Raw genomic sequence first — 25,639 nt, 5'->3', positions numbered from 1 at the left:
GACCGTGCCTGCCAGGGTGTGGAGAGGACGGAGGGGACGGCGACGGAGCGCGTCACGGCGCTGCGCTGACGTCCTCGGGAGACGTCGGGGTACTGGAGGAGCTGCTGCATGGTGTCCGGGTCACATCGAGAGGCGGCGGTGCAGTGCACCGCCGCCTCGCGGGTCGAGCTTGTCTCGGGCAGACTACCGCGCGGCCGAACCGTCGACGTAGTCCGAGTCGGCCTGCTTCCACGCGAAGAGCTTGCGGAGCTCGCGGCCGGTCGCCTCGACCGGGTGGCCCTCGCCCTTCTCGCGGAGGGCCGTGAACTCCGGCGCGCCGGCGTCCTGGTCCTCGATGAAGCGCTTCGCGAAGGTGCCGTCCTGGATGTCGGCGAGCACCGCCTTCATGTTCTCCTTGACCTCGGGCGAGATGACGCGCGGGCCGGAGACGTAGTCACCGAACTCGGCCGTGTCGGAGATCGACCAGCGCTGCTTGGTGAGGCCGCCCTCCCAGATCAGGTCGACGATCAGCTTGAGCTCGTGCAGGACCTCGAAGTAGGCGATCTGCGGCTGGTACCCGGCCTCGACCAGGGTCTCGAAGCCGTACTGGATCAGCTGCGAGGTGCCACCGCAGAGGACGGCCTGCTCGCCGAACAGGTCGGTCTCGGTCTCCTCGGTGAAGGTCGTCTTGATGCCGCCGGAGCGCAGGCCGCCGATGGCCTTCGAGTAGGACCAGGCGAGGTCCCAGGCGCTGCCCGAGGCGTCGACCTCGACCGCGACGATCACGGGGACGCCGCGGCCGGCCTCGTACTCGCGACGCACCGTGTGGCCCGGGCCCTTCGGCGCGACGAGCGACACGTCGACGCCCTCGGGGGCCTCGATGTAGCCGTAGCGGATGTTGAAGCCGTGGCCGAAGACGAGGGTCGCGCCCTGCTTGAGGTTCGGGGCGATGTCGTCCTTGTAGACGATGCGCTGGACCTGGTCCGGCGCGAGGATGACGACGACGTCGGCCCAGGCGGTGGCGTCGGCGGGCGTGTGGACCTCGAAGCCGGCCTCTTCGGCCTTCTGGCGGCTCTTCGAGCCCTCCTTGAGGCCGATCTTCACCTCGACGCCGGAGTCGCGGAGGTTGAGTGCGTGGGCGTGGCCCTGCGAGCCGTAGCCGATGACGGCGACCTTCTTGCCCTGGATGAGGCTCAGGTCGGCGTCGGCGTCGTACACGATGTCAGTCACGGTGCGTGGTCTCCTTGGTTGGGGTGTCTGGGGCGACCGGTGCTCAGCGCACCCGGTCGGTGATGCTCTTCGGTCCGCGGCCCATGCCGAGGAGTCCGGCGCGGGCCAGCTCCTTGATGCCGTAGGGCTCGAGGACGCGCAGGATCGCCTGGATCTTGCCGGGGTCACCGGTCACCTCGACGACGAGCGAGTCGGTGGCGACGTCGACGACCTGCGCCCGGAAGAGCGTCACGGCGTCGAGCACCGCGGACCGGGTCTGGTTGTCGACCCGCACCTTGACGAGCATGTGTTCGCGCTGCACCGACTGGGGGAAGTCGAGCTCCACGATCTTGATGACGTTGACGAGCTTGTTGAGCTGCTTCGTCACCTGCTCGAGCGGGAGGTCCTCGACGTCCACCACGACGGTGATGCGGCTGAGGCCGTCCACCTCGGTGTTGCCGACGGCGAGGGACTCGATGTTGAAACCGCGCCGGGCGAACAGGCCGGCGACGCGGGTCAGCAGACCCGGCTTGTCCTCGACGAGGAGGGACAGGACGTGGCTCATGCGGGCTCCCCCGTCATGTCAGCGTCCTCGTCGTCCCACGTCGGGGCGAGGTCGCGGGCGTACTGGATGGACGAGTTGCCGATCCCCTGCGGGACCATCGGCCAGACCATCGAGTCGCGGCTGACCACGAAGTCGATGACCACCGGGCGGTCGTTGGTGTCGAGCGCGAGCTGGATGGCCGCGTCGACGTCCTCGGCCTTCTCGACCCGGATCCCGAGCGCCCCGTACGCGTCCGCGAGCTTCACGAAGTCCGGGATCCGACGGGTGCCGTGGCCGGTCTGCAGGTCCGTGAACGAGTGGCGCCCGTCGTAGAACAGCGTCTGCCACTGCCGCACCATGCCGAGCGAGGAGTTGTTGATGATCGCGACCTTGATCGGGATGTCGTTGATGACGCAGGTCGCGAGTTCCTGGTTCGTCATCTGGAAGCAGCCGTCGCCGTCGATCGCCCACACCACCCGGTCGGGCTGGGCGACCTTGGCACCCATGGCCGCCGGGACCGAGTAGCCCATCGTGCCAGCGCCGCCGGAGTTCAGCCATGCGTTCGGGCGCTCGTACTGGATGAACTGCGCGGACCACATCTGGTGCTGACCGACACCGGAGGCGAAGACACCCTCGGGCCCGGTCATCTCACCGATGCGCTTGATGATCGCCTGCGGTGCGAGCAGTCCGTCGGTCGGCTCGGTGTAGCCGAGCGGGAAGTCCTCGAGCAGCTGGTTGAGGTGCGCCCACCAGTCCGCGGTGGAGGCTCGTTGGTCGACCGGCACGTCGGCCCACGCCGCCACGAGGTCGACGAGGACCTCTTTCGCGTCACCGACGATCGGGACGTCGGCGTACCGGATCTTCGAGATCTCGGCCGGGTCGATGTCCACGTGCACGACCTTGGCGTGCGGAGCGAAGTCGTCGACCTTGCCCGTGACACGGTCGTCGAAGCGGGCGCCGAGCGCGATGATCAGGTCGCTCTCCTGCAGCCCGAGCACCGCCGGCACCGTGCCGTGCATGCCCGGCATGCCGAGGTGCTGCGCGTGCGAGTCGGGGAAGGCGCCTCGAGCCATCAGCGTCGTCACGACCGGGGCGCCGGTGGCCTCGGCGAACGCCAGGAGCTCCGCGGACGCGCCGGACCGGATCACGCCGCCACCGACGTAGAGCACGGGGCGGTTCGACTCGGCGAGCAGCTGGGCCGCGGCGGTGATCTGCTTGCCGTGCGCCTTCGTGACCGGGCGGTACCCGGGGAGGTCGAGCTTCGGTGGCCAGATGTACGGCGCCGACTTCTGCTGGGCGTCCTTGGTGATGTCGACGAGCACCGGGCCGGGCCGGCCCGTCGTCGCGATCAGGTGCGCCGCCGCGAGCGTCGCGGGGACGTCCTCGGGCTTGGTGACCAGGAACGAATGCTTCGTGATCGGCATCGTGATGCCGACGATGTCGGCCTCCTGGAAGGCGTCGGTGCCCATCAGCGTCGAGAACACCTGGCCGGTGATGGCGATGAACGGCACCGAGTCCATGTAGGCGTCGGCGATGGCGGTGACGAGGTTCGTCGCGCCGGGGCCGGAGGTGGCGATGGCGACGCCGACCTTGCCGGACGAGGACGCGTAGCCCTCGGCGGCGTGACCGGCGCCCTGCTCGTGCCGGACCAGGATGTGACGGATCGTCGTCGACGCCATGAGCTCGTCGTAGAACGGGATGATCGCGCCGCCGGGGAGGCCGAAGACGTCGGTGATCCCGAGGTGCTCGAGCGTCCGCAGGACGGCTCCCGAGCCGGTCAGGACCTCCGGCGAACGACGTGCTCCGGCAGCGGACAGCGGTGTGGCTTCCGTGGGCATGAACGGTTCCTTGCCTGGAGGGATGGCGATTTTGCGGGGTGTCGACGTCAGCCCGTGACCGCGCCGGTGGCAGCGGACTGGACGAGCTTGGCGTACTTCGCGAGGACTCCGCGGGTGTAGCGCGGGGGCAACGGAGCCCAGCCGTCACGGCGGGCTTCCAACTCGCCCGGGTCGACCAGTAGGTCGAGCGAGCGAGCGGGGATGTCGACACGGATGCGGTCGCCATCGCGCACGAACGCCACTGGACCTGCGTCCACGGCTTCCGGTGCGATGTGGCCGATGCAGAGGCCGGTTGTGCCGCCTGAGAATCGACCGTCCGTCAAGAGTAGTACATCCTTGCCCAGCCCCGCGCCCTTGATGGCCGCGGTGATGGCGAGCATCTCGCGCATGCCCGGTCCGCCCTTCGGGCCCTCGTAGCGGATGACCACCACGTCGCCCTTCTGGATCGTCCCCTCGGTGAGGGCGTCCATGGCGGCGCGCTCGCGGTCGAACACCCGCGCCGGCCCCTCGAACACGTCGGCGTCGAACCCGGCGGTCTTCACGACTGCGCCCTCCGGCGCGAACGAGCCCTGCAGGATCGTCAGGCCGCCGGTGGCGTGGATGGGGTTGTCGATCTTCCGGAAGACCTCGCCGTCGAGCTCCGGCGGGTCGATCTCGGCGAGGTTCTCGGCGACGGTCTTGCCGGTCACCGTCATGCAGTCGCCGTGCAGCAGGCCCGCGTCGAGCAGCGCCTTCATGATCACGGGGATGCCGCCGTTCCGGTCGACGTCCACCATGACGTACTTGCCGAACGGTTTCATGTCGGCCAGGTGCGGCACCGCGGCACCGATCCGGTTGAAGTCGTCGAGGGTGAGCTCGACCTCGGCCTCGTGCGCGATCGCGAGCAGGTGCAGCACCGCGTTCGTCGACCCGCCGAGGGCCATGAGCACGGTGATGGCGTTCTCGAACGCCTCGCGCGTCAGGATGTCGCGGGCGGTGATGCCCTTGCGGAGCAGGTTGACGACGGCTTCACCGGAGCGGTGCGCGTAGTAGTCGCGGCGGCGGTCGGCGCTCGGCGGCGCAGCGGAGCCCGGCAGCGACATGCCGAGCGCCTCGGCCAGGCTCGCCATCGTGTTGGCGGTGTACATCCCGCCGCAGGCGCCCTCGCCCGGGACGATCGCACACTCGATCTTCTTGAGCTCTTCCTCGCTCATGGTGCCGGCCTTGCATGCGCCGACGCCTTCGAAGGAGTCGATGATCGTGACTTCCTTCATCGTGCCGTCGGCCTGCTTGACGTAGCCCGGCATGACCGAACCCGCGTAGAGGAACACGCTCGACAGGTCCAGGCGCGCGGCGGCCATCAGCATGCCGGGCAGCGACTTGTCGCAGCCGGCGAGCAGCACGGTGCCGTCGAGGCGCTCGGCGCTCACGACGGTCTCGACGCTGTCCGCGATGACCTCACGCGAGACGAGCGAGAAGTGCATGCCCTCGTGGCCCATCGAGATGCCGTCGGACACCGAGATGGTGCCGAACTGCAGCGGGTACCCGCCGCCGCCGTGGACGCCTTCCTTGGCGCCCTGCGCGAGGCGGTCGAGGGACAGGTTGCAGGGGGTGATCTCGTTCCACGACGAGGCGATGCCGATCTGCGGCTTCTCCCAGTCCTCGTCGCCCATCCCGACGGCCCGCAGCATGCCACGCGAAGTGGTTGCTTCGATCCCGTCGGTGACGACCCGGCTACGCGGCTTCACGTCGATGTCAGGCATGTCCAGAGTCTAGGACCGTTTGGGATACCAATGGCGCAACACCATGCGTGCGCATGGTGTTGCCCCTGGCCGGGCGGCTCTGGTGCGTGCGCTCCCGGCCCCGGTTCAGCGCGTGGCCCGGAGGCGTGCCAGCTGCTTCAGGACGTCGGTCAGTCCAGCAGGGTCGGCGACGCGGTGTCCGGCGAGCGTGTCGCCCTCCCCCACCTTCACGCCGACGTCCCCGTCGTGGAGCGCGCGGAAGCCGTCCTCGTCGGTCACGTCGTCGCCGGCGAAGAAGACCGCGTCCGCGCCACGGAGCTCCCGCAGGCGCTCGATCGCGTCGCCCTTGGTGACGTGCCGGACCGCGAACTCGACGATGTCCTTGCCACCGCGCTCCAGGACGTCGGGGTCCGCGTCGTGGGCCGCGCGGCTGGCGTCCGCGTTCGCCACAGCGGCCTCGTCCGCGCTCACCCGTCGTGTGTGCACGCCGTGACCGGCCGGCTTGTGCTCGATGACGACGCCCGGGTGCCGTGCGCCGACCTCGTCGAGCGCCGCACCGATGCGGGCCACCCGGGCGGACTCGTCCGCAGTGAGGGCGTCCTCGTCGTGGCCGTCGACCCGCCACTCGACGCCGTGCGAGCCGACGAGCGCCATGCCGTCCGGGGCGTGGGTCACCGCCGCGAGGCTGCCGAGCGGCCGTCCGGAGACGAGCACGACCTCGGTGTCCCGTGCCCGCTGCAGGGTGAGCACGGCGGCCCAGCTGCCGGGCAGGGCACCGACGTCGGCCGGGTCGTCGGCGAACGGTGCGAGCGTGCCGTCGAAGTCGAGTGCCACGAGCAGTCGCGGCGCAGCCGCGAGCGTCCCGAGGGCCTGCTCGAGACCGCCGTCCGTGGTCTGGTCAGTGCTCGTGGGCTCGTCACGCATCACGGTCCTCCCGGGTGTCCTCGGCGGCGCGGGCCTTCTGCGCGTCCTGGTCGAAGATCGACGTCCCGTCGGTCTGGGCCTCGCGGTGCGGCTCGCCCTGTTCGACCGACTCCGGGTCGATCTGAGCGCCCTTCGGAGCGTGCCGGTCGAGCGCCTCGAGGAACGAGCGCGACCACCGGGCCACGTCGTTGTCCTTCACGCGCTTGCGGAGAGCACGCATCCGGGTCGAGCGCTCACGGCGGGGCATCTCGATCGCTCGCTGGATCGAGTCCTTCAGCGCCCCGATGTCGTGCGGGTTGACGATCACGGCCTGCTTGAGCTCGTCGGCGGCACCGGCGAACTCGGACAGGATCAGGACGCCGTCGTTGTCGTGGCGGGACGCGACGTACTCCTTCGCGACCAGGTTCATGCCGTCGCGCAGCGCCGTGACGAGCATGATGTCGGCGGCCAGGTACAGCGCGACCATCTCCTCGCGCGGGTAGCCGTGGTGCAGGTAGGAGATCGGCTGGTGACCGATGACGCCGAGGTCGCCGTTGATCCGACCGACGCTCAGCTCGATCTCGTCGCGGAGCATCCGGTAGGTGTCGACGCGCTCGCGGCTCGGGCTCGCGACCTGGATGAGCGCGGCGTCCTCGACGGCGAGGCGCCCGTCCTCGACCAGTTCGCCGAACGCCTTGATGCGGTGTCGGATGCCCTTGGTGTAGTCGAGTCGGTCCACGCCGAGCAGGACGGTCTTCGGGTTGCCGAGTCCGTCGCGGATCTCCTTCGCGCGCTGCTGCACCTCCGGTCGTCGGGCGATCTCCTCGAAGCTCTCGGCGTCGATCGAGATCGGGAAGTGCCGGGCCTCGACGTGCCGGACCGTGATGCCCTTGCGGCTGCGCGGTGCCTTCGGGTCGTCGACGGGGACGTCCACCGTCGACCCCTTCGTCGTGTAGCCCTTGATGTGCCGCACCGCGCGGAGGAAGTCGCTGGCGTCGTCCTGCCGCTGGAACCCGATCACGTCGGCTCCGAGCAGGCCGTCCAGGATCTGGGCACGCCACGGCAGCTGCGCGTAGATGCCGACCGGCGGGAACGGGATGTGGTTGAAGAAGCCGATGGTCAGGTCCGGGCGGAGTGCACGGAGCAACGCCGGCACGAGTTGCAGCTGGTAGTCCTGCACCCAGACGATGCCGTCCTGCTCGGTGATCTCGGCGATCTGCTCCGCGAAGCGCTGGTTCACGCGCTTGTACGCGTTCCACCAGTCGCGGTGGTAGCTCGGGTGCTCGATCACGTCATGGTAGAGCGGCCACAGCGTGTCGTTGCTGAAGCCCTCGTAGTACTCCTGCACGTCGTCCGCGCTGAGCGGCACCGGCACGATGTGGATGCCCTCGTTGTCGAACGGCTCGACCGTGACGTCCGGCTGCCCGACCCAGCCGACCCAGGCGCCGTCGTTCGCGCGCATCACCGGCTCGAGTGCGGTGACGAGACCGCCCGGCGAGTGCCGCCAACCCTCGGTGCCGTCGTCTTCGACGACGCGGTCCACGGGGAGGCGGTTGGAGGCGACGACGAAGGCGTAGCGCGTGGTGTCGGTGCGGTCTGCGGGCATGGGTGGCGGGTGCTCCGTTCCTGCCCGGCGGCCTGCCGGGGCGTCGGCACCGAAACTACCAGCGCACGGGTGGCCCGGCTGAGGGGACGTTCACCCGCGCTCGGCCGGGAGGCCCGGGGGCGCGTCCGCCACGCAGCGCAGCGACACTAGGCTCAGCGCCATGGTGAGCACGCGTTGCTGGCAGGACGGTTCGTCGGCGGAGCGGGACTTCCCGGTCGAGCAGGTCTCGGACCTCGTCGCCCGCGACGGCGCCTTCGTCTGGGTGGACTTCACGGACCCGCAGGCGTCGGATCTCGAACAGGTCCAGGAGGAACTCGGCATCCACGCCCTCGCGGTGGAGGACGCCGTGGAGAGTGGGCAGCGCCCGAAGCTCGACCGGTACCGGGACGGCCTGTTCCTGGTGGTCTACGACGCACATGCTCCGGGGAAGGACGGCGAGCTCGTCACCCACGAGGTGAAGGCGTTCGTCACGCACCACGCCCTCGTCACCATCCACGGCCCCGACTTCGACACCGCCGCGGTGCAGCGCCGGTGGGACGCGAACAGCGACCTCGCCGACCACGGCGTCCCGTGGCTGCTGTGGGGTCTGCTCGACACCGTGGTCGACCACGCCACGAGCGTCCTCGAGACGATCGAGCGGGACATCGACGCGCTCGAGGACGACCTCTTCGAGAACGGCGACCCGCGCGAGCAGCAGATCCAGCGCCGGTCGTTCCGTCTGCGCAAGGCACTCGGGGTGCTCCGCCGACTCGTCGTCCCGACACGGGACAGTGTCGGCTCGCTGCTGCACGGGGACGCCGAGACGATCATCGACGGCGTCCGTCCGTACTTCCGGGACGTCGAGGACCACCTGGTGTCGATCGCCGACTCCGTCGATCAGCAGCGGGACGCGGTCTCGAGCGTCCTCGACACGAACCTCAACCTGGCGTCCAACCGGCAGAACACGGTGATGAAGAAGGTGACGAGCTGGGCGGCGATCATCGCGATCCCGACCGGCATCACGAGCTTCTTCGGGCAGAACGTGCAGTTCCCCGGCGAGGGCGAGTGGAGCGGGCTGTGGGCCTCGATCGCGCTCACCGTCGCGTCGTCACTGCTGCTCTACCGGTCGTTCAAGCACCGCGACTGGCTCTGACGCGGGACGCCGCACCCGCGCGCACAACCGTGGACGGGCCACCGCGCTCAGATCGCCAGCGCGAACACACCCGCCACGACCGTGAGCGGTGCCACCACGCACCCGAGCGCGAGGTAGCGCCCCCACGACAGGTGGATGCCCTCGGCGGTGAGCCGCGCGTGCCAGAGCAGCGTCGCGAGCGAGGCCCACGGTGTGACGAGGCAGCCCGCGTTCACGCCGACGAGCAGGGCCGCGTACCGCAGGGCCTCGTGCCCTGCCGCCGGCTCGAGCACGAGGTACGCGGGCAGGTTGTCGATCGCGTTCGCCGCGACCGCGCCCGCGCCGCCGAGGAGCAGCAGGGAGCCGCTGCCCGTGCCGCCGGCCAGGGCGTGCACGACGGGGTCGGAGACGCCGGTCGCGTGCAGGGTCTCGACGACGACGAAGAGCCCGGCGGCGAAGACGAGCGTCGACCACGGCACCCGGGAGGGCCTGAGTCCGGGCGGCGCCCGGAAGGCCGCGACGACGACGAGCAGGACGGCGGCGACGACGGCGGCCACCCAGACCTCGACCCCCGCGGTCAGGGCGACGACGAGGGCGACGAGCACCGCGGAGGCCGCCCAGAAGAACACCGGGTCGGCGGCCTTCCGCAGGCCGACCGACGTGTACCGGCCGGACAGCGAGCGGCGGAACACCACGAGCAGCACCGCGCAGGGCACCACGACCCCGGCGAGCGCCGCCCAGACCATCAGGCCGGCGAACGGCAACGGACCGTCCAGCCCGATCCGGTCGACGGCGAGCAGGTTGGTGAGGTTCGACACCGGCAGCAGCAGGGACGCGGTGTTCGCCAGCCAGACCGTGGTCAGGGCGAACGGCATCGGCGGCAGACCCACCCGGCGGGCGAGCGTGATGACGATCGGGGTGAGCAGCACCGCGGTGGTGTCGATCGACAGGAAGACGGTGCAGACCACGGCGAGCACGACGACGGCGCCCCACAGTCCGATGGTCCGACCGCCACCGATCCGGGCGGCGACGTCGGCCAGGCGGTCGAACACCCCGGCGTCCGCGGCGAGTTCGGAGACGACGGTCAGGCCCAGGACGAACCCGAGGACGGGCAGGACGCGGGCGGCGAGGGCGCCGAGTTCCGGCACCGGGAGCAGGCCGAGGGCGACGCACACCGCGCCGACGGCGAGCAGGACGGCTCCGATGACTGCTTGGCGCACGATGTGACTCCTCGGTGGTGAGCCGGAGTCCCTGTGCGCCCGGCGGCGCTCCAATGTAGCGCCCGGTAACGTGGCCAGGACGACGACAGGAGGAACCCGTGCGGAAGTTCATGTTCAGTGGTGCGGTGTGGGGCTCGCTCATCAGCGGCTACAGCGTGCTGCAGACGTCCAGGCGCGGTCCGCGCGACTGGCGGCTCGCCCTCACCTGGGTGGCCTGGCTCGCGACGACGATCGTGGCCGTGGGCACGGTCGTCGAGGACGACCGCGCGGTGAAGTCCAAGCAGCGCTAGTCGTGCCGGCGGTCGCGACGCGACCACCACGACGGACGGGAGGCCCGGTACCAGCTGGTACCGGGCCTCCCGTCCGTCGTGGTGGCGGCTCCGCGGCCGCGGCGCCTACCGGTGCTGGTCCTCGCTGTCCGGCGGGACCTCGTCGGGGCGGATGCCCGAGGTCCGGATCGGGCCGGTGAAGAGGGCGGAGCGCTCGTCGCCCTCGCCGAACAGCTGCGAGTCGTTCTCGCTCCGCGGCCCGCGCCGGGCCCTCGGTGTGGTGGTCGTCTCGGTGAGCTGCATGCGCTGCAGCGGGAGCGCCTCCGGGTGCTGCCGCTGCATCCACTCGACCATCTCCTCCCGGACGTAGCAGCGCAGGTCGAACAGACCGCCCGCGTCCGGCGCGGTCACGAGGATGCGGACCCGGACGAAGCCGCCCACGGCGTCCGTGACCTGGAGCACCTTGGTGCGGCCGTCCCAGATCGTGCTCGTGGCGAGGATCCGGTCGAGTTCCAGGCGCATCTCGGAGGGGCTGACCCGCCAGTCCAGGTCGAACTCGACCGCGCCGAGCAGTTCGCTGCTGGTCCGCGTCCAGTTCTCGAACGGGGTGCTGGTGAAGTACGTCGACGGCAGGACGAACCGGCGGTCGTCCCACAGGTGCACGACGACGTAGGTGAGGGTGATCTCCTCGATGCGGCCCCACTGCCCCTCGACCACGACGACGTCGTCCACCCGGATCGACCCGGAGAACGCGAGCTGCATGCCCGCGAACACGTTGCCGAGCATGGACTGGGCGGCGAGACCGGCGATCACCGAGAGGAGACCGGCGCTCGCGAGGACGCTGGCGCCGGCGGCCTCGACCCCGGGGAAGGTCAGCAGGATCGCGCCGACGGCGATGATGACGAGGACGGCGACGGTGAGCCGCCGGATGATGAGGACCTGCGTGCGGACCCGGCGTGCCACCCGGTTGTCCGGGACGTCGACGCGGTAGCGGTGCAACCCGAGGCTCTCGAGGAAGATCGCGAGCTCGCACGCCAGCCAGCAGCCGACGCCGATCATCGCGATGAGGAACACGTGCGAGACGTCGTCCCGCCAGGGGAAGCGGCGGAGGTCGTCCGGCACGCTCGTGGTGAACCCCGTCCAGAGCAGGGCGACGAGCAGGGTGGCGCGGGTCGGGTGTTTCGTCCGTCGCGAGAGCGCCGCCGCCCAGCGTTCCCGCCGGGCGAGTGCACGGAAGACCAGGTGCAGGACGAGTGCGGCTGCTGCCGTGACGAGCAGGGCGAACCCGATCGCGACGAGGAGTCGGAGGAGGATGTCCATCCCTCCATGGTGGCCCAGCAGACGTGCACCGGTAGCGTTCTCGCCATGACAGCGAAGAACGAAACGGGCGTTGACCGCGCTCCCGCGAACGACTTCTCGCACGAGCAAGAGGGCTACCAGCACGGGTTGAAGCCCCGCCAGCTGCAGATGATCGCCATCGGCGGCGCCATCGGCACGGGGCTCTTCCTCGGCGCCGGAGGCCGACTGCACACCGCGGGCCCGGCACTGGCGATCACCTACCTGATCGCCGGCGTCTTCGCCTTCTTCATCCTGCGGGCGCTCGGTGAACTCGTGCTGCACCGGCCGTCCTCCGGCTCGTTCATCTCGTACGCGCGCGAGTTCTACGGCGAGAAGTTCGCGTACGCCGCCGGCTGGATGTACTTCCTCAACTGGGCGATGACCTCGATCGTCGACACCACCGCGGTCGCGGTCTACCTGAAGTACTGGTCGGCGTTCACGGCGGCCCCGCAGTGGTTGCTCGCCCTCATCGCACTGCTCGTCGTCCTCGCCGCCAACATGGTCGCGGTGAAGGTCTTCGGCGAGCTCGAGTTCTGGTTCGCACTCATCAAGGTCGCCGCCCTCGTCGCGTTCCTGGTGGTCGCGATCATCTGGCTCGTCTTCGCGTTCCCCGTCGAGGCCGGCGGCGAAGCCGTCCGCACCGGCTTCTCGATCTGGGGCGACAACGGCGGGATCCTGCCGAACGGGGTCCTGCCCGCCGTCCTGGTGATCCAGGGCGTCGTGTTCGCCTACGCCGCCATCGAGCTCGTCGGCACCGCGTCCGGTGAGACCCAGGACACCGAGAAGGTCATCCCCCGCGCCATCAACTCCGTCGTCTTCCGCATCGCGGTGTTCTACGTCGGCTCGATCGTGCTGCTGTCCATCCTGCTGCCGTACACCGCGTACAAGGAGGGCGAGAGCCCGTTCGTGACGTTCTTCTCGTCGATCGGGAACCCGCAGGTCGGCGTCGTCGTCGGGTCGATCATGAACTTCGTCGTGCTCACCGCGGCGCTGTCCTCGCTGAACGCCGGGCTGTACTCGACCGGCCGCGCGCTGCACTCGATGGGCATGAACGGGTCGGCACCGAAGTGGACCACGAAGATGTCGAAGGGCGGGGTGCCGTACGCCGGCATCCTGCTGACCGCCGCGTTCACCGTCGCCGGAGTCGTGCTCAACTACTTCGTCCCCGGGCAGGCGTTCGAGATCGCCCTGAACATCGCGAGCCTCGGCATCATCACGGCGTGGGGCACGATCATCCTCTGCCAGATGAAGCTGCGGCAGTGGGCCAAGCAGGGGCTCGCGAAGGAACCGACGTTCCGACTGCCCGGCGCACCGGTGACGAGCTGGCTGACCCTGGCGTTCCTCGCCTCGGTGGTCGTGCTCATGGCGATCGACTACCCGGTCGGGACGTACACGATCGCGTCCCTCGTGATCGTCATCCCGCTGCTCGTCGTCGGCTGGTTCCTGCAGCGTGACCGCATCCTGCGCATCGCCTCGCTGCGACAGGGCGTCACCGGGCCGTACCCGGTGAACGGTCGCGACCCGGCAGCACAGGTCCGTCGTCGTGACGGCGGCGACGGCACCGACAGCGGCGCCTGACCGTCCGTCCCACACCAGGAAGCACACGGCCCCGCGAGGGTCGACACGAGTCCGGCACCCGCAGGTACGATCAGCGGGTGCCGGACTCTCCTGTTCTCCCGACGCTCGACCTGCAGCACACCTGGCGTGGTGCGCTCTGCCGGGTCCGCGTGTTCCGCGACCGCGTGACGGCCGAGACCAGCTTCGAACAGGACACCCTGCTGCCCGTGCCGATGGAAGCCGTCGTCGGCTGGCGCATCGAGGAGTGCGACTTCGACGCCGTGTGCGTGGAGTTCGTCACGCTGGCGGACATCTGGCGGGTGCTGCTCTCCCCCGCGGACGAGTCACTCGCGGACATGGCGCTCCGCTCGGCGCTCGGCGCGCCGATGCCGTCGGCGTCGTAGCGCGGCAGCGTCGTCGTGGGGCGGCACTGACGGGAGGCGCGGGGCCAGCCCGTCACGAGCCTCCAGGCCGTCACGGGCAGCCAGGCCGTCACGGGCAGCGAGGCCGTCACCCCGCGTCGCGGTGTCGTCAGACGAGCAGGAGCACCGCGGCGACGACCGATGCGGCGGCGATGGCCAGCCCGATGGTCATCAGCACGAAGTGCACGCGCCAGAACGTGGTCGGACGGCCGGCGGTGTCACGGGCTCGGGTGTCCTTCGCGACCCGCTGGAAGAAGCGCGGCCAGGCGATCACGTTGAAGACGGCACCGACGAACAGGACCACTGCGGCGAAGACGAGCACCCGACGATCCTACGCCCGGGCCTCGGCCGCCCCCCACGACCGGCCGAGACCCGCGACACTCGAGGTGTAGCACGTGCTACAGAGCGTACACGAGGGCTGGACGGCCCCGGCGGGGGTCTCGGCGCGTCCGCGTCAGGCGGTCGCGAGCACCGCTTCGGCTTCGGCCAGGGCCGCGCGGTCCGCGGCGTCCAGGGGCGTCCGACTCCGTCGGGCGCCGTCGTTCACCTCGACGATCAGACGACTCAACCGGGTGGCCGGGTCGTCGGAGTCCGGGTACTCGTTGTCGGTCCCCAGCCGAGCGTGGACCGGTGCGAGGCGACGGAGCGCCCGGACCAGCGCCGCACTGCGACGGGTCTGCCAGACGCGGTGCCCGACGACGAGCAGCAGCATGCCGGAGGCGACGAGCAGGACGGCGCCGGGCGTCAGGACGTCGTAGGGCAGGCTCAGGGCGGACGTGACGCCGAGACGCCCGGCGACGTGCGCCAGGTCCATCACGGCGACCACGACCATGCGGACGGCACCGAACACCCCGCCGGCGACGAGCACCCACAGCCCGACGCGGTCCAGGCCGGTCCGCGCCTCCCGGACGCGCAGGACGCAGATGAGGCCCGTCGCACCGAGCGCCAGACCCAGGTAGGTGGTCTGCGCGATCGAGTACACGGCAGCCGTCGGGTGAGCACCGACCGCGAGCATGAAGGTCGTCGTCGTCGGCACCGGGTCGAGCGTGCTGAAGGCCAGGACGATGAGGACGAGGACGAGCGAGCACGAGACGACGACGACGTTCCGCATCCAGGTCCGTGCCGCCCCGACGGCCTTCGCCACACCCCAGAGCAGGGTGCTCGTGCCCAGGACCATCAGGACGTCGCAGACGAGCGTCAGGACGTTGCGTCCGCCGAGCAACGGGTCCACCGCGCGGTACAGCGGTCCGACGCCCGCGACGATCGTCGCGGAGAACAAGAGGAACGTCATCGTCAGCGTGCGGTCCTGGCCACGCTGCAGGACGGCCAGCACGACCGACCCGACGACGAGCAGGACCGCCTGGACGACCGCGAGGATCACCCGAAGACCCCGCGGAACGCACTGGGACGCTCGCGGTGGCCGCGGATGAGCTGCGCGAGGCGGTCCGCGAAGAGCTCCGCCTGGCGTTCGTACTCGTTCTCGAACAGGCCGCGGGCGAGTGCCCGTTCGACCTTGTACTGCGGGAGGTCCGGGATCAGTGCCCGGATCGCTGCAGCCTGCGGTGCGGACTCCTGGTGCCCGTGCAGGACGTGCCCGAGCTCGTGCCCGATCACGAACGCCCGGAAGGTCGGGGACGGCGTCGGCGAGATCATCACGAGGTGCTGGTGCTCCAGCGTCGCCACGAAACCGCAGACGGGTTCATCCGCCAGGAACGCCTCTTCGCGGACCCTGATCGGCTTGCCGACGATCTGCTCGGCGGCGGTTACGGCGTCCTCGATGCCGGTCCAGCCCGCCGCGGCACCCACCTGCCAGAAGCGCTCGAGGACGCCGGGGTCGCTCACGCCGCACCGCCGCGACTCGACTCCTGCTCGATGACCTCGGCGATCCGCCGGAGTGCCTCCGGGGAGAGCTCGCCCGGGAAGGTCCGCGCCGCGAAGCCGCTGACACGCGCCGACCGGATCGACCGGACGAGCGCGAGCTGGGCGCCGATGCGCTCCGGCAGGTCGCTGTCCTCGAGCAGGAAGGCGTCGTCCACCTCGAAGAAGCCCGCGAGGACGCGGAGCAGCTGGGTGTCGCTGTTGCGCCGGCCGTCGCCCGACACCATGTACGTCCACTTCGCCCGCGAGAGTGATCCGCCGTGCGCGCCGACGTACTGCTCGATCTCGGCGAAGGGGACGGGTGCACCGCGCTGCGACTCCTCGAAGTCGAGCAGCAGGTTGAGTCGACGTGCGAGTTCGCCCGCGTCGAGCACGCCGCCCTTCGGCACCGATCCCGTCATCGTCGTCCCCCTCCGCTCCCCGTGCTGCGCCACTCTACTGCTCGACTACCCTCGGAAGGGTGTCGCGCCGGTACCCCTCGAGCATCGCCGGCCCGGTCGAGCACGAGTTCGTCGTCTCCCGCTCCCGGTTCGTCACGACGGCACACCCGGCTCCGGACCCGGCAGCGGCCGAGGCTGTGATCGCCGAGGTCCGGCGACGGTCATGGGACGCGAGGCACCACTGCACCGCGATGGTCACGGGCGTCCTCGGTGACCAGGCACGCTCCTCCGACGACGGCGAACCGTCCGGCACGGCCGGGGTGCCGATGCTCGAGGTCCTCCGCCGCCGGGACCTGACGGACGTCGTCGTGGTCGTCAGCCGCTGGTTCGGCGGGGTGAAGCTCGGCACCGGCGGACTCGTCCGCGCCTACTCGACCTCGGTGTCCGAGGCCCTCGACCGGGCGACGGTGGTCCGACGGGCGGCGCGGACCCGGGTGCACGTCGAGGTCCCGCACGCCGATGCCGGGCGCGTCGACAACGCGCTGCGAGCCTGGGTGCAGCACCACGACGCCACCTCGGGCGACACCGTGTACGGCGAGCGGGCGGTGTTCGAGGTGTGGGTGCCCGCGGACGGGATCCCGGCGCTCGAGACCGAACTCGCGAGCGTGTCCGCCGGCGCGCTCGTGCCGGTCGTCGGCGAGGAACGGGTCGTCGACCTGCCGCCGGTCTGAGGTCGGGTGACGGTCATGCCACGGCCAGGTCGGGGTCGGAGTCGGGATCGAGGTCGGGCTCGAGGTCGGCCCGATCCGGCGGTCGGGCGTGTCGCTGCGCGGGCCGTCAGCGCAGGGAGGATCGTGCGCGAACGCAGAAGACCCCGACCGGATCGGTCGGGGTCTTCGTGTGGTGCACCCCCTCGGACTTGAACCGAGAACCCACTGATTAAGAGTCAGTTGCTCTGCCAATTGAGCTAGAGGTGCGTGTGTGGAGTTGTCCTGCCGCTTCGGCGTGCGCCCCGCGACGGGAATCAACAATAGCATGACTTGTGCGTGCCCTTGACCACTCGGGGCGCCGAACGAACAGGAGCCCCACTTGAGCGACCGTCTCGCCGCCGGCGACACCGCCCCCGACTTCACCCTCCCCGACCAGGACGGCACCGAGCACGCCCTCGCCGACCTGCGCGGACGCAAGGTCATCGTCTACTTCTACCCGGCCGCCTCCACCCCGGGTTGCACGACCGAGGCCTGTGACTTCCGGGACAACATGTCGTCCCTGCAGGCCGCAGGGTACGAGGTCCTCGGCGTCTCGAAGGACGAGCTGCCCGCCCTGCAGCGCTTCCACCACGAGCAGGCGCTGAGCTTCCCGCTGCTCAGCGACCCGGACCTCGCCGTCCACCGGGCCTACGGGGCCTGGGGCGAGAAGAACAACTACGGGAAGATCGTCACCGGCACCATCCGTTCGACGATCGTCGTCGACGAGGACGGCTCGGTCCAGCTGCCGCTCTACAACGTGAAGGCGACCGGCCACGTCGCGAGCCTGCGGAAGAAGCTCGGGCTGGTCTGACCGCGTCCGACCCCGGTCCTCGGGCGGCGCCGGGGTTCTGCCCTCAGTCGCGCCGTGCGAGGACCGCGGTCACGGACTTCGACAGCACCAGGGTGATCGCGAGCAACGCCGGGATGAGCAGCGCCCACCCCACCGCCGGCACGCGGAACACGCCCTGGAACGCACCGATGGCGAGTGCACCCTGCAGGACCTGCCACACGATGATCCCGCTCCGGACCCAGGCCCGTCCGCTCCGCAGTCCGACGAGCATGGCACCGAGCCACGCGGTCGCGAGGACCGCGAGCACGAGGAGCGCGACCGCCGACGCGATGCTCGTCGCGGGCGTCGTGAGGAGCTCGACGAGCAGGAAGACGGTCACGGCTGCCATCGCCAGGAACTCGAGCCCGACGACGACGATGAGGACGCGGAGCGCAGCGGGCTGCCCCCGGGGGACGACCTGGTCGTCGGGGATGGTGTCAGGCACAGCGATCCTCCAGCAGTGAAACCCTTGATTTGGCCATACCAGTATGGAACGATGTTCGAGGTCGTTTGGACGGCACGATGTGGTGTGCGTCTCCCGTGGTTCGACGCTCCTCCCCCGAGCGTTCTGCGGGCGTCGAACTCTCCCCGAGCGGGCTCCTCCCCACAGGAAGCCTCCCGTACGTCACATGAGCATGTGCAGAGTCCCGATCCCCCGAGTCACGGCCCCGGCCTGCCGTTCGAGCATCTAACGCAAGGAGCACCACCACATGGATTGGCGTGACCAGGCAGCCTGCCTCACCGCGGACCCCGAGCTCTTCTTCCCCGTCGGGAACACCGGCCCAGCCGTCGACCAGATCGAGAAGGCCAAGTCGGTCTGTGCCCGCTGCACCGTGACCGAGATGTGCCTGCAGTACGCACTCGAGAACAACCAGGACTCCGGTGTCTGGGGTGGCCTCAGCGAGGACGAGCGTCGCGCGCTCAAGCGCCGCGCCGCCCGCGCCCGCCGAGCCTCCTGACGCAGCAGGACCGACAGACCGTTCGACGCCCGCCGTGCCCCTCGGGGCCGGCGGGCGTCGTCGTGTGCGGTGCCGCGTCAGCCGGACACCGGCGTTCGTCGGGATCAGGCGGCGGTGCCCGCGGTGAGCCAGCGGAACGGGATCGAGATGGTGACCTCGGTGCCGCTGCCGGTCAGCGTGTGCCAGTCGATCGTGCCGCCGAGCTCGCCCTGGATGAGTGTGCGGACGATCTGGGTGCCGAGCCCCGAGCCGACCTTGCCCTCGGGCAGGCCCACGCCGTTGTCGCGCACCTGGATCTCGAGGTGGTCGTCCGAGCGGTTCGCGACGATCTCGACCTCGCCGTCGCGGCCGTCGAGCCCGTGCTCGACCGCGTTCGTGACGAGTTCGGTCAGCCCGAGCGCGAGCGGGGTGGCCGCCTCGGACGGGAGGACGCCGAACTCCCCCGTCTTCTTCGGGTGCACGGTCGTGTTGTGTGAGGCGGCGACCTCGGTGACGAGCTTGAGGACGGAGTCGAACACCTCGTCGAAGTCGACGGTCTGGCTGAGTCCGGTCGACAGGGTGTCGTGCACGACGGCGATCGCGGCGACGCGGCGCATCGCGTTCTGCAGCGACGTCCGCGCCTCGTCGGAGTGGGTGCGCCGCGCCTGGATGCGGAGCAACGACGCGACGGTCTGCAGGTTGTTCTTGACGCGGTGGTGGATCTCCCGGATCGTCGCGTCCTTCGTGATGAGTTCACGCTCCTGGTGGCGCATCTCGGTCACGTCTCGGCAGAGCACGACGGCCCCGATCCGCTCACCGTGGTCGCGGAGCGGGATCGAGCGGAGCGTCACGGTCACGCCCTTCGCCTCGATGTCGGCCCGCCACGGGGCCCGGCCGGTGACGACGAGGGGCAGGGACTCGTCGACGTCGAGCTGCGCGCCGAGGAGCTCGGTCGTGACCTCGGCCAGGGACTTGCGCTCGAGTTCGCCGTCGAAGCCCATCCGGTTGAACGCGCTCAGGCCGTTCGGGCTGGCGAACGTCACGACGCCGTCGGTGTCCAGGCGGAGCAGGCCGTCACTCGCTCGCGGCGCACCACGGCGCGGACCGGCCGGGGCACCGAGGTCGGGGAAGTCGCCGGTGGCGATCATGCCGAACAGGTCGTTCGCGCTCGCAGTGAAGTTGAGCTCCTGGCGGCTCGGCGTCCGGGACTCGTCCTGGTTCGAGTGCCGCGTGACGACCGCGATCGGGCGGTCGGTGGTCTGCGCGCTCTTCGCCGTCAGGCGCCGGAGCACCGGGATCGCGCGGACACGGGTCGGGGTGTCCTCGTACCAGTCGGGCTCGGCGGAGTCGACCACACGACTCCCCGTGAAGCTCTGCGTCACCTGATCGCGCCACTCTTCGCGGATCTCCTGACCGACGATGTCGCGGTAGAACAGCGTCGCCGCCGAGGACGGGCGGGCGTGCGCCACGGCCACGAAGGTCGAGTCGTCCTTGGTCGGCACCCACAGCACCATGTCCGCGAAGGACAGGTCGGCGAGCAGCTGCCAGTCGCCGACGAGCAGGTGCAGCCACTCGACGTCGGCTTCGGAGGAACGGCCTTGCGCGAGGACGAGGTCACTGAGGGTCGACACCCGACAAGTCTAGGTGCGGCCCCGAGCACCCTCGGCTCGCCGCTGTGGAGAAGGACGCGCTCTCCACAGACCACGGCTGTCGGCCGTATGTGATGTTCCACGAACCATACGCTCGGCCTGATGAAAGGGGCCGGGGTGGCGGAGAACGCACGACGGATCGAGGACGAGCCGGACGGGCACGGCGCAGACGGGGCGCTGGGACGCCGGCACGGCGACCGCGCCGAGCACGAGCGACACCGTGGACGGCACGAGAACGGGCCACCGCGGGCGATACCACCGGGACTGCCCGACCCCGGGGAGACGGCACGATCGCTCGCGCTCTGCGTGGCGGAGATCCTGACCGGGGCGCGCGAGGTCGAGACGATCTCGCGGTGGATCACCGAGGAGGTCCAACGACATCTCCAGCACCGCGCTGCGGTCGCTGCTCGGGCTCGCTCGGCAGCACGCCGCCGTCGGCACCGTCCGGTGATCCGCGTCGGCAGCGTCGTCGTCAGCGTGCCGCGGGACGGTGTCGCCGAGGCCGCCGTCGTCGTGCACACCCGCAGTCACGCCCGCGCGGTCGCCATCCGGCTCGAGGAACGCAGGGGGCGGTGGCGGGCCACCGCGATCGGCGTGCTCTGACGACCGTCCTCGGCGACCGACTGCGCGACGGCGGACGACGGCGACGGACGGGAGGCCCGGTACCAGCTGGTACCGGGCCTCCCGTCACGACGACGCGGAGCGTCAGCCCTTCTTGGCTGCCGCCCGACGCTCGGCGCGGTTGCTCGCGTCCGCCTGACCGGAGGCGGTCGCCGCCGAGCCGAAGGCCGAGCCCTTCTCCGGTCCAGCGGCTTCCTCCTGCTCGGCCTGCGCGCGCTGCGCCCGAGCGGTCGCCGCCTGCTCGAGGCGCCCGGCCTCGTCGCGGACCTCGACCTCGCCGTCGATCGACGGTGCGGAGTACTCGAGTCCGGCGTTCTCGCCTTCCTCGCCGAGGCCCTTGGCCTCGATGACCGCGCTCTCGCCGTCCGATTGCACCTGGACCTCGAGGTTGAAGAGGAAGCCGACCGACTCTTCGCGGATCTGCCCCATCATCGTCTGGAAGAGGGCGTAGCCCTCGCGCTGGTACTCGACCAGCGGGTCGCGCTGCGCCATCGCGCGGAGGCCGATGCCGTCCTTGAGGTAGTCCATCTCGTAGAGGTGGTCGCGCCAACGGCGGTCGATCACCGAGAGGACGACACGACGCTCGAGTTCACGCATCGCCTCGTCCCCGAGGGCCTCTTCGCGGTTCTTGTACGCGAGCTGCGCATCGGAGAGGATCTCGCGGGCCAGGAACTCCCGCGTGGCCTTGCCCTTCGAGCCGGCCTCGGTGATGACCTCGTCGATGGTGATCGAGATCGGGAACAGCGTGCCGAGCTCGGTCCACATGGCGTCGAGGTCCCAGTCGTCCGGGGAGCCCTCTCCGGTGTGGGTGTCGATGACGTCGTCGATGACGCTCTTGAGGAACGACTGCGCGCGCTCGTGCAGGTCGTCACCCTCGAGGATGTGCCGACGGTCGCTGTAGATCGCTTCACGCTGCCGGTTCAGGACGTCGTCGTACTTCAGGACGTTCTTGCGGATCTCGGCGTTGCGGCCCTCGACCTGCGACTGGGCGGAACGGATCGCGCGACCGACCAGCTTGTTCTCGATGGCCAGGTCGTCCGGGACGTTGCCGCGGCCCATCAAGCTCTCGGCAGCACCAGAGTTGAACAGGCGCATGAGGTCGTCAGTGAGCGACAGGTAGAACCGGCTCTCGCCCGGGTCACCCTGACGACCGGAACGACCACGCAGCTGGTTGTCGATCCGGCGGGACTCGTGACGCTCGGTGCCGAGGACGTAGAGCCCGCCGGCATCGCGGACCTTCTCGCTCTCCTGCTCGACCGAGGCCTTCATCGCGGTGAAGACAGTGTCCCACTCGGCTTCGTACTCGTCCGGGGTCTCGGTCGGGGACAGGCCCTTGGCGTGCATCTCCTGCACGGCCAGGAACTCCGCGTTGCCGCCGAGCATGATGTCGGTACCACGGCCGGCCATGTTCGTGGCGACCGTCACGGCGCCGGCACGACCGGCCTGGGCGACGATCGCCGCTTCCCGGGCGTGGTTCTTCGCGTTGAGGACCTCGTGCTTGACGCCCTTCTTGGCGAGCAACTTCGACAGGTACTCGGACTTCTCGACGCTCGTGGTGCCGACGAGGACCGGCTGGCCCTTGTGGTGGCGCTCTTCGATGTCGTTCGCGACCTGCTCGAACTTGGCCTGCTCGTTCTTGTAGACGAGGTCGGTCTGGTCGATGCGCTGCATCGGCCGGTTCGTCGGGATCGGGACCACGCCGAGCTTGTAGGTCGACATGAACTCGGCCGCTTCGGTCTCCGCGGTACCGGTCATGCCCGAGAGCTTCTGGTACAGACGGAAGTAGTTCTGCAGCGTGATGGTGGCGAGGGTCTGGTTCTCGGCCTTGACCTCGACGCCCTCCTTCGCCTCGATCGCCTGGTGGATGCCCTCGTTGTAGCGACGTCCCATCAGGATGCGGCCGGTGTGCTCGTCGACGATGAGCACCTCGCCGTTCATCACGACGTAGTCCTTGTCGCGCTTGAACAGAGCCGCGGCCTTGATCGAGTTGTTGAGGAACGAGATCAGCGGGGTGTTCGCGGACTCGTAGAGGTTGTCGATGCCGAGGTAGTCCTCGACCTTCTCGATGCCGGGTTCGAGGACACCGACGGTGCGCTTCTTCTCGTCGACCTCGTAGTCCTCGCCCGGGGTGAGGCGGGTGGCGATGGACGCGAACTCGGTGAACCACCGGTTCGCCTCACCCGAGGACGGGCCGGAGATGATGAGCGGCGTGCGGGCCTCGTCGATGAGGATCGAGTCGACCTCGTCCACCACGGCGAAGAAGTGGCCGCGCTGGACCATGTCCGACGCCTGCCACGCCATGTTGTCGCGGAGGTAGTCGAAGCCGAACTCGTTGTTCGTGCCGTACGTGATGTCCGCGGCGTACTGCTCGCGACGCTCGATCGGGGACTGCCCGGCGATGATGCAGCCGGTCGTCATGCCGAGGGCGCGGAACACACGACCCATGAGCTCGGACTGGTACGACGCGAGGAAGTCGTTGACCGTGATCACGTGCACACCGCGCGACGGGATCGCGTTCAGGTAGGCGGCGGTCGTCGCGACGAGGGTCTTGCCCTCACCGGTCTTCATCTCGGCGATGTTGCCGAGGTGCAGGGCCGCGCCGCCCATGAGCTGCACGTCGAAGTGCCGCATGCCGAGGGTTCGCTTCGATGCCTCGCGGACGGCGGCGAACGCCTCCGGCAGGAGGTCGTCGAGCGTCTCGCCGTTGGCGTACCGCTCGCGGAGCTCCGTCGTCTCCTCGTGGAGTTCCTCGTCGGTGAGGCTCGCGAAGTCGTCCTCGAGGTCGTTGATCGCCGAGGCGTACGCCTTCAGCCGACGGAGGGTCCGCCCTTCACCGATGCGGAGGACCTTCTCCAGCACGTTTGCCACGTGAGCTCCTTACGAAGTCGTCGTGCGCGGTCGACGCGCCCGATCAGCCAGTCATGCTAGCAACCCGCCGGGGTCCGGCGCTGGGAGCAGCACGAGTGCGCACGACCCCGGACGGGACCGTGCGCACTCGGAGGTGGTGCGTCGCGGCGACTACGCGGTCGCGGGCGCGGACTCCTCGACGAGGACGTGCTCGCTCCCCCGGGCGTCGGCGCCCGGGTTCTCGTCGATGCCGATGACGCCGTAGTCCCAGCCCTTCCGGCGGTACACGACGCTCGGCCGGTGGGTCTCGGAGTCGACGAACAGGTAGAAGTCGTGTCCGACGAGCTCCATGTGGTACAGCGCGTCGTCGACCGTCATCGGTGCGGCTTCGAAGACCTTCTGCCGGATGACGACCGGCGAGTACGCGGCGTCCTCTTCTTCACGGCCGACTCCCTGGTCGGCGTCGACCACGGGGACGGCACCGGTGGCGACCTCCTCGATGAGCTTGCCGTCGGCGGGCTCCACACCCATGCCCTCGAACGCAGCGCCCGAGGCCTCGGCCACGGAGGTCGGACGGTGACGGCCGCGGTGCACCTTCTTGCGGTCGCGTGCTCGGCGCAGGCGCTCGGCGATGCGCGCGAACGCCAGGTCGAAGGCCGCGTACTTGTCCGACGCGGCCGATTCGGCCCGGACGAGCGGCCCGGGTCCGATGAGGGTCAGTTCGACGCGGTCCTCGCCCTGCGCTCCACTGCTCTTCTCGTGGTGCCGGCTCACCCGCACCTCGAACGCGAGGGCCCGGTCGGCGAGCACGTCGATCTTCTCGGACTTCTGCTCCACGTAGGCCCGGAATCGGTCGGTGACCCCGACGTTGCGGCCCGTGATCGTCACGTCCATGGCGGCTCCCATCCACACTCGGCGGTTCGCCTCCGTCCGGCGAACACCAACGCCTTGCCGCGAGGCTAGACCCTGCTGGCTCCGCCCGTGCCCGAGCTGGCCCGCGTGCCGGAGACCTCCACCTGATGCCCAGCCGATGTCCATGTCCGCCCGGCCTCGCCCGCCGCGCACGGTTCAGACCTCCACGGTGGCGACGGCCACGCACCGGACGACCCGACCACCGGCAGCGCGGACGGCGCGGACCGCCTCGGCCATCGTGACCCCGGTGGTGACGACGTCGTCCACGAGCACGACGTCGTGGTCAGCCACACCGTCGGCGACGAGGGACCCGACGGTGGCCGCGACCCGCTCGACGGCGGTGCGCTCCTTCTGCCCGCGACCGTCCGTCCCGGCGCGCGCCGGGCCGAGGCCGGCGTCCGGAGCGGGGCCGGAGTCGGAACCGGGGCCGGCCTGCGGTACCGGGACCCGCCGCAGGGCCCGTGCACGTCGGACGCCTGCTCGACGGAGGACCGTCACGACCGGGTCGAACCCGCGCCGCCGGTGTCCCCGCGACGACGGCGGGACGCGGAGCACCAGTGCGCCGACCGGGGCCGCTGCGAGCGCCGCCCGGACGAGGTCCGCGGTGCGCCGGGTGAGCCCGCTGACGATGTCCACGCGCCCGCGCAGCTTCCACTCGAGCACCAGGGTCCGGACGAGGCCGTCGTACTCGTGGGCGGCGTCGAGCCGGACGCCGGCCACGAGCCGGGTGCGACCGGGCAGGGCGTCGAGGGCGCACCGGCAGGCGCGGCACAGCGCACGGTCCGGGGCGCCGCAGCCGACGCAGGCGACGGGCAGCACGAGCGCGAGGACGGCGGCAGCGGCGTCGGACCAGGGACGACCCCGGCCGCCCGCTGGAGTTGCAGCACGCGGAGTCGCGGCACGTGGAGTCGCGGCACGTGGAGTTGCAGCACGCGGAGTCGCGGCACGCGGAGTCGCGGCACGCGGAGTCGCGGCACGCGGAGTCGCGGCACGTGGAGTCGCGGCACGTGGAGTCGGGGCAGGTGTGGGGTCGGGGAGCGGGACCGCGGACGGGAGGACGACCGACTGGGTCTGGGGCGTTGGCATGACCCGATGGTCCCGGGTGGGGACCGTCGGGGG

At 70.3% G+C, this 25,639-nt stretch carries 25 protein-coding genes and 1 tRNA gene; 8 read left to right on the top strand and 18 right to left on the bottom strand.

Annotation, left to right across the window (positions count from 1 at the left end):
- Window positions 1-183: 183 nt before the first annotated feature.
- From ilvC to otsA, 6 genes are all read right to left on the bottom strand, one after another.
- Window positions 184-1,209, bottom strand: a complete 1,026-nt coding sequence (ilvC, locus tag DEJ25_RS15915; protein WP_110904690.1) for a ketol-acid reductoisomerase — start codon at window positions 1,207-1,209, stop codon at window positions 184-186.
- A gap of 43 nt (window positions 1,210-1,252) precedes the next feature.
- Complete coding sequence (gene ilvN, locus DEJ25_RS15910) at window positions 1,253-1,753, bottom strand: acetolactate synthase small subunit (RefSeq protein WP_110904691.1); 501 nt, start codon at window positions 1,751-1,753, stop codon at window positions 1,253-1,255.
- Window positions 1,750-3,570 (bottom strand): acetolactate synthase large subunit, encoded by a 1,821-nt coding sequence (locus DEJ25_RS15905; protein WP_111045292.1) that lies wholly within the window; start codon window positions 3,568-3,570, stop codon window positions 1,750-1,752. Before DEJ25_RS15905 ends, ilvN begins: the two co-directional genes overlap by 4 nt.
- A 47-nt stretch (window positions 3,571-3,617) precedes the next feature.
- On the bottom strand, window positions 3,618-5,312 hold the full coding sequence (gene ilvD, locus DEJ25_RS15900; RefSeq protein WP_110904693.1) for a dihydroxy-acid dehydratase: 1,695 nt from the start codon (window positions 5,310-5,312) through the stop codon (window positions 3,618-3,620).
- A 105-nt stretch (window positions 5,313-5,417) separates the two neighbouring features.
- Window positions 5,418-6,215 (bottom strand): trehalose-phosphatase, encoded by a 798-nt coding sequence (otsB, locus tag DEJ25_RS15895; protein WP_111045291.1) that lies wholly within the window; start codon window positions 6,213-6,215, stop codon window positions 5,418-5,420.
- Window positions 6,208-7,800 carry an alpha,alpha-trehalose-phosphate synthase (UDP-forming) gene (otsA, locus tag DEJ25_RS15890; protein ID WP_110904695.1) on the bottom strand — a complete coding sequence of 531 codons (1,593 nt, stop codon included), beginning with the start codon at window positions 7,798-7,800 and terminating at the stop codon, window positions 6,208-6,210. Before otsA ends, otsB begins: the two co-directional genes overlap by 8 nt.
- A gap of 160 nt (window positions 7,801-7,960) precedes the next feature.
- On the opposite strand from otsA, the gene DEJ25_RS15885 reads away from it, so the two are divergent.
- Window positions 7,961-8,932, top strand: coding sequence for a magnesium transporter CorA family protein (locus tag DEJ25_RS15885; protein WP_110904696.1), 972 nt, complete (start codon window positions 7,961-7,963; stop codon window positions 8,930-8,932).
- A gap of 47 nt (window positions 8,933-8,979) precedes the next feature.
- Here the strand turns inward: DEJ25_RS15885 and DEJ25_RS15880 are convergent, their stop codons facing one another.
- Window positions 8,980-10,131 carry an SLC13 family permease gene (locus tag DEJ25_RS15880; RefSeq protein ID WP_110904697.1) on the bottom strand — a complete coding sequence of 384 codons (1,152 nt, stop codon included), beginning with the start codon at window positions 10,129-10,131 and terminating at the stop codon, window positions 8,980-8,982.
- Between the two features lie 98 nt (window positions 10,132-10,229).
- Between DEJ25_RS15880 and DEJ25_RS15875 the strand changes: the two genes are divergently transcribed.
- On the top strand, window positions 10,230-10,421 hold the full coding sequence (locus DEJ25_RS15875) for a hypothetical protein (RefSeq protein WP_110904698.1): 192 nt from the start codon (window positions 10,230-10,232) through the stop codon (window positions 10,419-10,421).
- A gap of 105 nt (window positions 10,422-10,526) precedes the next feature.
- Here DEJ25_RS15875 and DEJ25_RS15870 read toward each other — a convergent pair whose 3' ends face one another.
- On the bottom strand, window positions 10,527-11,720 hold the full coding sequence (locus DEJ25_RS15870) for a mechanosensitive ion channel family protein (protein WP_181427475.1): 1,194 nt from the start codon (window positions 11,718-11,720) through the stop codon (window positions 10,527-10,529).
- Window positions 11,721-11,765: 45 nt separating this feature from the next.
- Here DEJ25_RS15870 and DEJ25_RS15865 point away from each other — a divergent pair, with 45 nt between their 5' ends.
- Together DEJ25_RS15865 and DEJ25_RS15860 are read left to right on the top strand one after the other, a co-directional pair.
- Entirely contained in the window at window positions 11,766-13,316 is a 1,551-nt protein-coding gene (locus DEJ25_RS15865; RefSeq protein ID WP_111045290.1) for an amino acid permease, read from the top strand.
- A gap of 77 nt (window positions 13,317-13,393) precedes the next feature.
- Entirely contained in the window at window positions 13,394-13,699 is a 306-nt protein-coding gene (locus DEJ25_RS15860) for a hypothetical protein (protein WP_111045289.1), read from the top strand.
- Between the two features lie 127 nt (window positions 13,700-13,826).
- Here DEJ25_RS15860 and DEJ25_RS15855 read toward each other — a convergent pair whose 3' ends face one another.
- The 4 genes from DEJ25_RS15855 to DEJ25_RS16480 all read right to left on the bottom strand — a co-directional run bounded on the left by DEJ25_RS15855 (window position 13,827) and on the right by DEJ25_RS16480 (window position 15,996).
- Window positions 13,827-14,039, bottom strand: a complete 213-nt coding sequence (locus DEJ25_RS15855; protein WP_110904701.1) for an SCO4848 family membrane protein — start codon at window positions 14,037-14,039, stop codon at window positions 13,827-13,829.
- 132 nt (window positions 14,040-14,171) lie between these two features.
- Window positions 14,172-15,098: a hypothetical protein gene (locus DEJ25_RS15850; RefSeq protein ID WP_110904702.1), complete on the bottom strand. Its 927-nt coding sequence runs from the start codon at window positions 15,096-15,098 to the stop codon at window positions 14,172-14,174.
- Window positions 15,095-15,559, bottom strand: a complete 465-nt coding sequence (locus DEJ25_RS16485) for an ImmA/IrrE family metallo-endopeptidase (protein ID WP_146236813.1) — start codon at window positions 15,557-15,559, stop codon at window positions 15,095-15,097. The genes DEJ25_RS15850 and DEJ25_RS16485 overlap by 4 nt, the downstream gene beginning before the upstream one ends.
- On the bottom strand, window positions 15,556-15,996 hold the full coding sequence (locus DEJ25_RS16480) for a hypothetical protein (protein ID WP_146240712.1): 441 nt from the start codon (window positions 15,994-15,996) through the stop codon (window positions 15,556-15,558). Before DEJ25_RS16480 ends, DEJ25_RS16485 begins: the two co-directional genes overlap by 4 nt.
- A 59-nt stretch (window positions 15,997-16,055) precedes the next feature.
- Between DEJ25_RS16480 and DEJ25_RS15840 the strand changes: the two genes are divergently transcribed.
- Window positions 16,056-16,706, top strand: a complete 651-nt coding sequence (locus tag DEJ25_RS15840) for a YigZ family protein (protein WP_111045287.1) — start codon at window positions 16,056-16,058, stop codon at window positions 16,704-16,706.
- Between the two features lie 170 nt (window positions 16,707-16,876).
- Here DEJ25_RS15840 and DEJ25_RS15835 read toward each other — a convergent pair.
- Window positions 16,877-16,952: transfer RNA gene (locus tag DEJ25_RS15835), tRNA-Lys, on the bottom strand.
- Window positions 16,953-17,064: 112 nt separating this feature from the next.
- On the opposite strand from DEJ25_RS15835, the gene bcp reads away from it, so the two are divergent.
- The gene (gene bcp / locus DEJ25_RS15830; RefSeq protein ID WP_111045286.1) at window positions 17,065-17,535 is read left to right on the top strand and encodes a thioredoxin-dependent thiol peroxidase; all 471 of its coding nucleotides are present in this window, start codon (window positions 17,065-17,067) and stop codon (window positions 17,533-17,535) included.
- 43 nt (window positions 17,536-17,578) lie between these two features.
- Here the strand turns inward: bcp and DEJ25_RS15825 are convergent, their stop codons facing one another.
- Window positions 17,579-17,998, bottom strand: a complete 420-nt coding sequence (locus tag DEJ25_RS15825) for a hypothetical protein (RefSeq protein ID WP_111045285.1) — start codon at window positions 17,996-17,998, stop codon at window positions 17,579-17,581.
- A gap of 265 nt (window positions 17,999-18,263) precedes the next feature.
- Here DEJ25_RS15825 and DEJ25_RS15820 point away from each other — a divergent pair, with 265 nt between their 5' ends.
- The gene (locus DEJ25_RS15820; RefSeq protein WP_022904217.1) at window positions 18,264-18,512 is read left to right on the top strand and encodes a WhiB family transcriptional regulator; all 249 of its coding nucleotides are present in this window, start codon (window positions 18,264-18,266) and stop codon (window positions 18,510-18,512) included.
- Between the two features lie 104 nt (window positions 18,513-18,616).
- Here the strand turns inward: DEJ25_RS15820 and DEJ25_RS15815 are convergent, their stop codons facing one another.
- On the bottom strand, window positions 18,617-20,122 hold the full coding sequence (locus DEJ25_RS15815; RefSeq protein WP_111045284.1) for a sensor histidine kinase: 1,506 nt from the start codon (window positions 20,120-20,122) through the stop codon (window positions 18,617-18,619).
- A gap of 120 nt (window positions 20,123-20,242) precedes the next feature.
- On the opposite strand from DEJ25_RS15815, the gene DEJ25_RS15810 reads away from it, so the two are divergent.
- Window positions 20,243-20,743 carry an Rv3235 family protein gene (locus DEJ25_RS15810; RefSeq protein ID WP_146240711.1) on the top strand — a complete coding sequence of 167 codons (501 nt, stop codon included), beginning with the start codon at window positions 20,243-20,245 and terminating at the stop codon, window positions 20,741-20,743.
- A 102-nt stretch (window positions 20,744-20,845) separates the two neighbouring features.
- Here the strand turns inward: DEJ25_RS15810 and secA are convergent, their stop codons facing one another.
- From secA to DEJ25_RS15795, 3 genes are all read right to left on the bottom strand, one after another.
- On the bottom strand, window positions 20,846-23,629 hold the full coding sequence (secA, locus tag DEJ25_RS15805) for a preprotein translocase subunit SecA (protein WP_111045282.1): 2,784 nt from the start codon (window positions 23,627-23,629) through the stop codon (window positions 20,846-20,848).
- A 150-nt stretch (window positions 23,630-23,779) separates the two neighbouring features.
- A complete protein-coding gene (gene hpf / locus DEJ25_RS15800; protein WP_258366535.1) occupies window positions 23,780-24,502 on the bottom strand; it encodes a ribosome hibernation-promoting factor, HPF/YfiA family in 723 nt (240 codons plus the stop codon).
- A gap of 174 nt (window positions 24,503-24,676) precedes the next feature.
- Window positions 24,677-25,339 carry a phosphoribosyltransferase family protein gene (locus tag DEJ25_RS15795; protein WP_111045281.1) on the bottom strand — a complete coding sequence of 221 codons (663 nt, stop codon included), beginning with the start codon at window positions 25,337-25,339 and terminating at the stop codon, window positions 24,677-24,679.
- Window positions 25,340-25,639 lie beyond the last annotated feature (300 nt).

This window comes from Curtobacterium sp. MCPF17_011, assembly GCF_003234145.1.
GTDB lineage: Bacteria > Actinomycetota > Actinomycetes > Actinomycetales > Microbacteriaceae > Curtobacterium.
The sequence above is the reverse complement of the archived record's forward strand: the minus strand, read 5'-3'. Positions and strand labels throughout refer to the sequence as shown.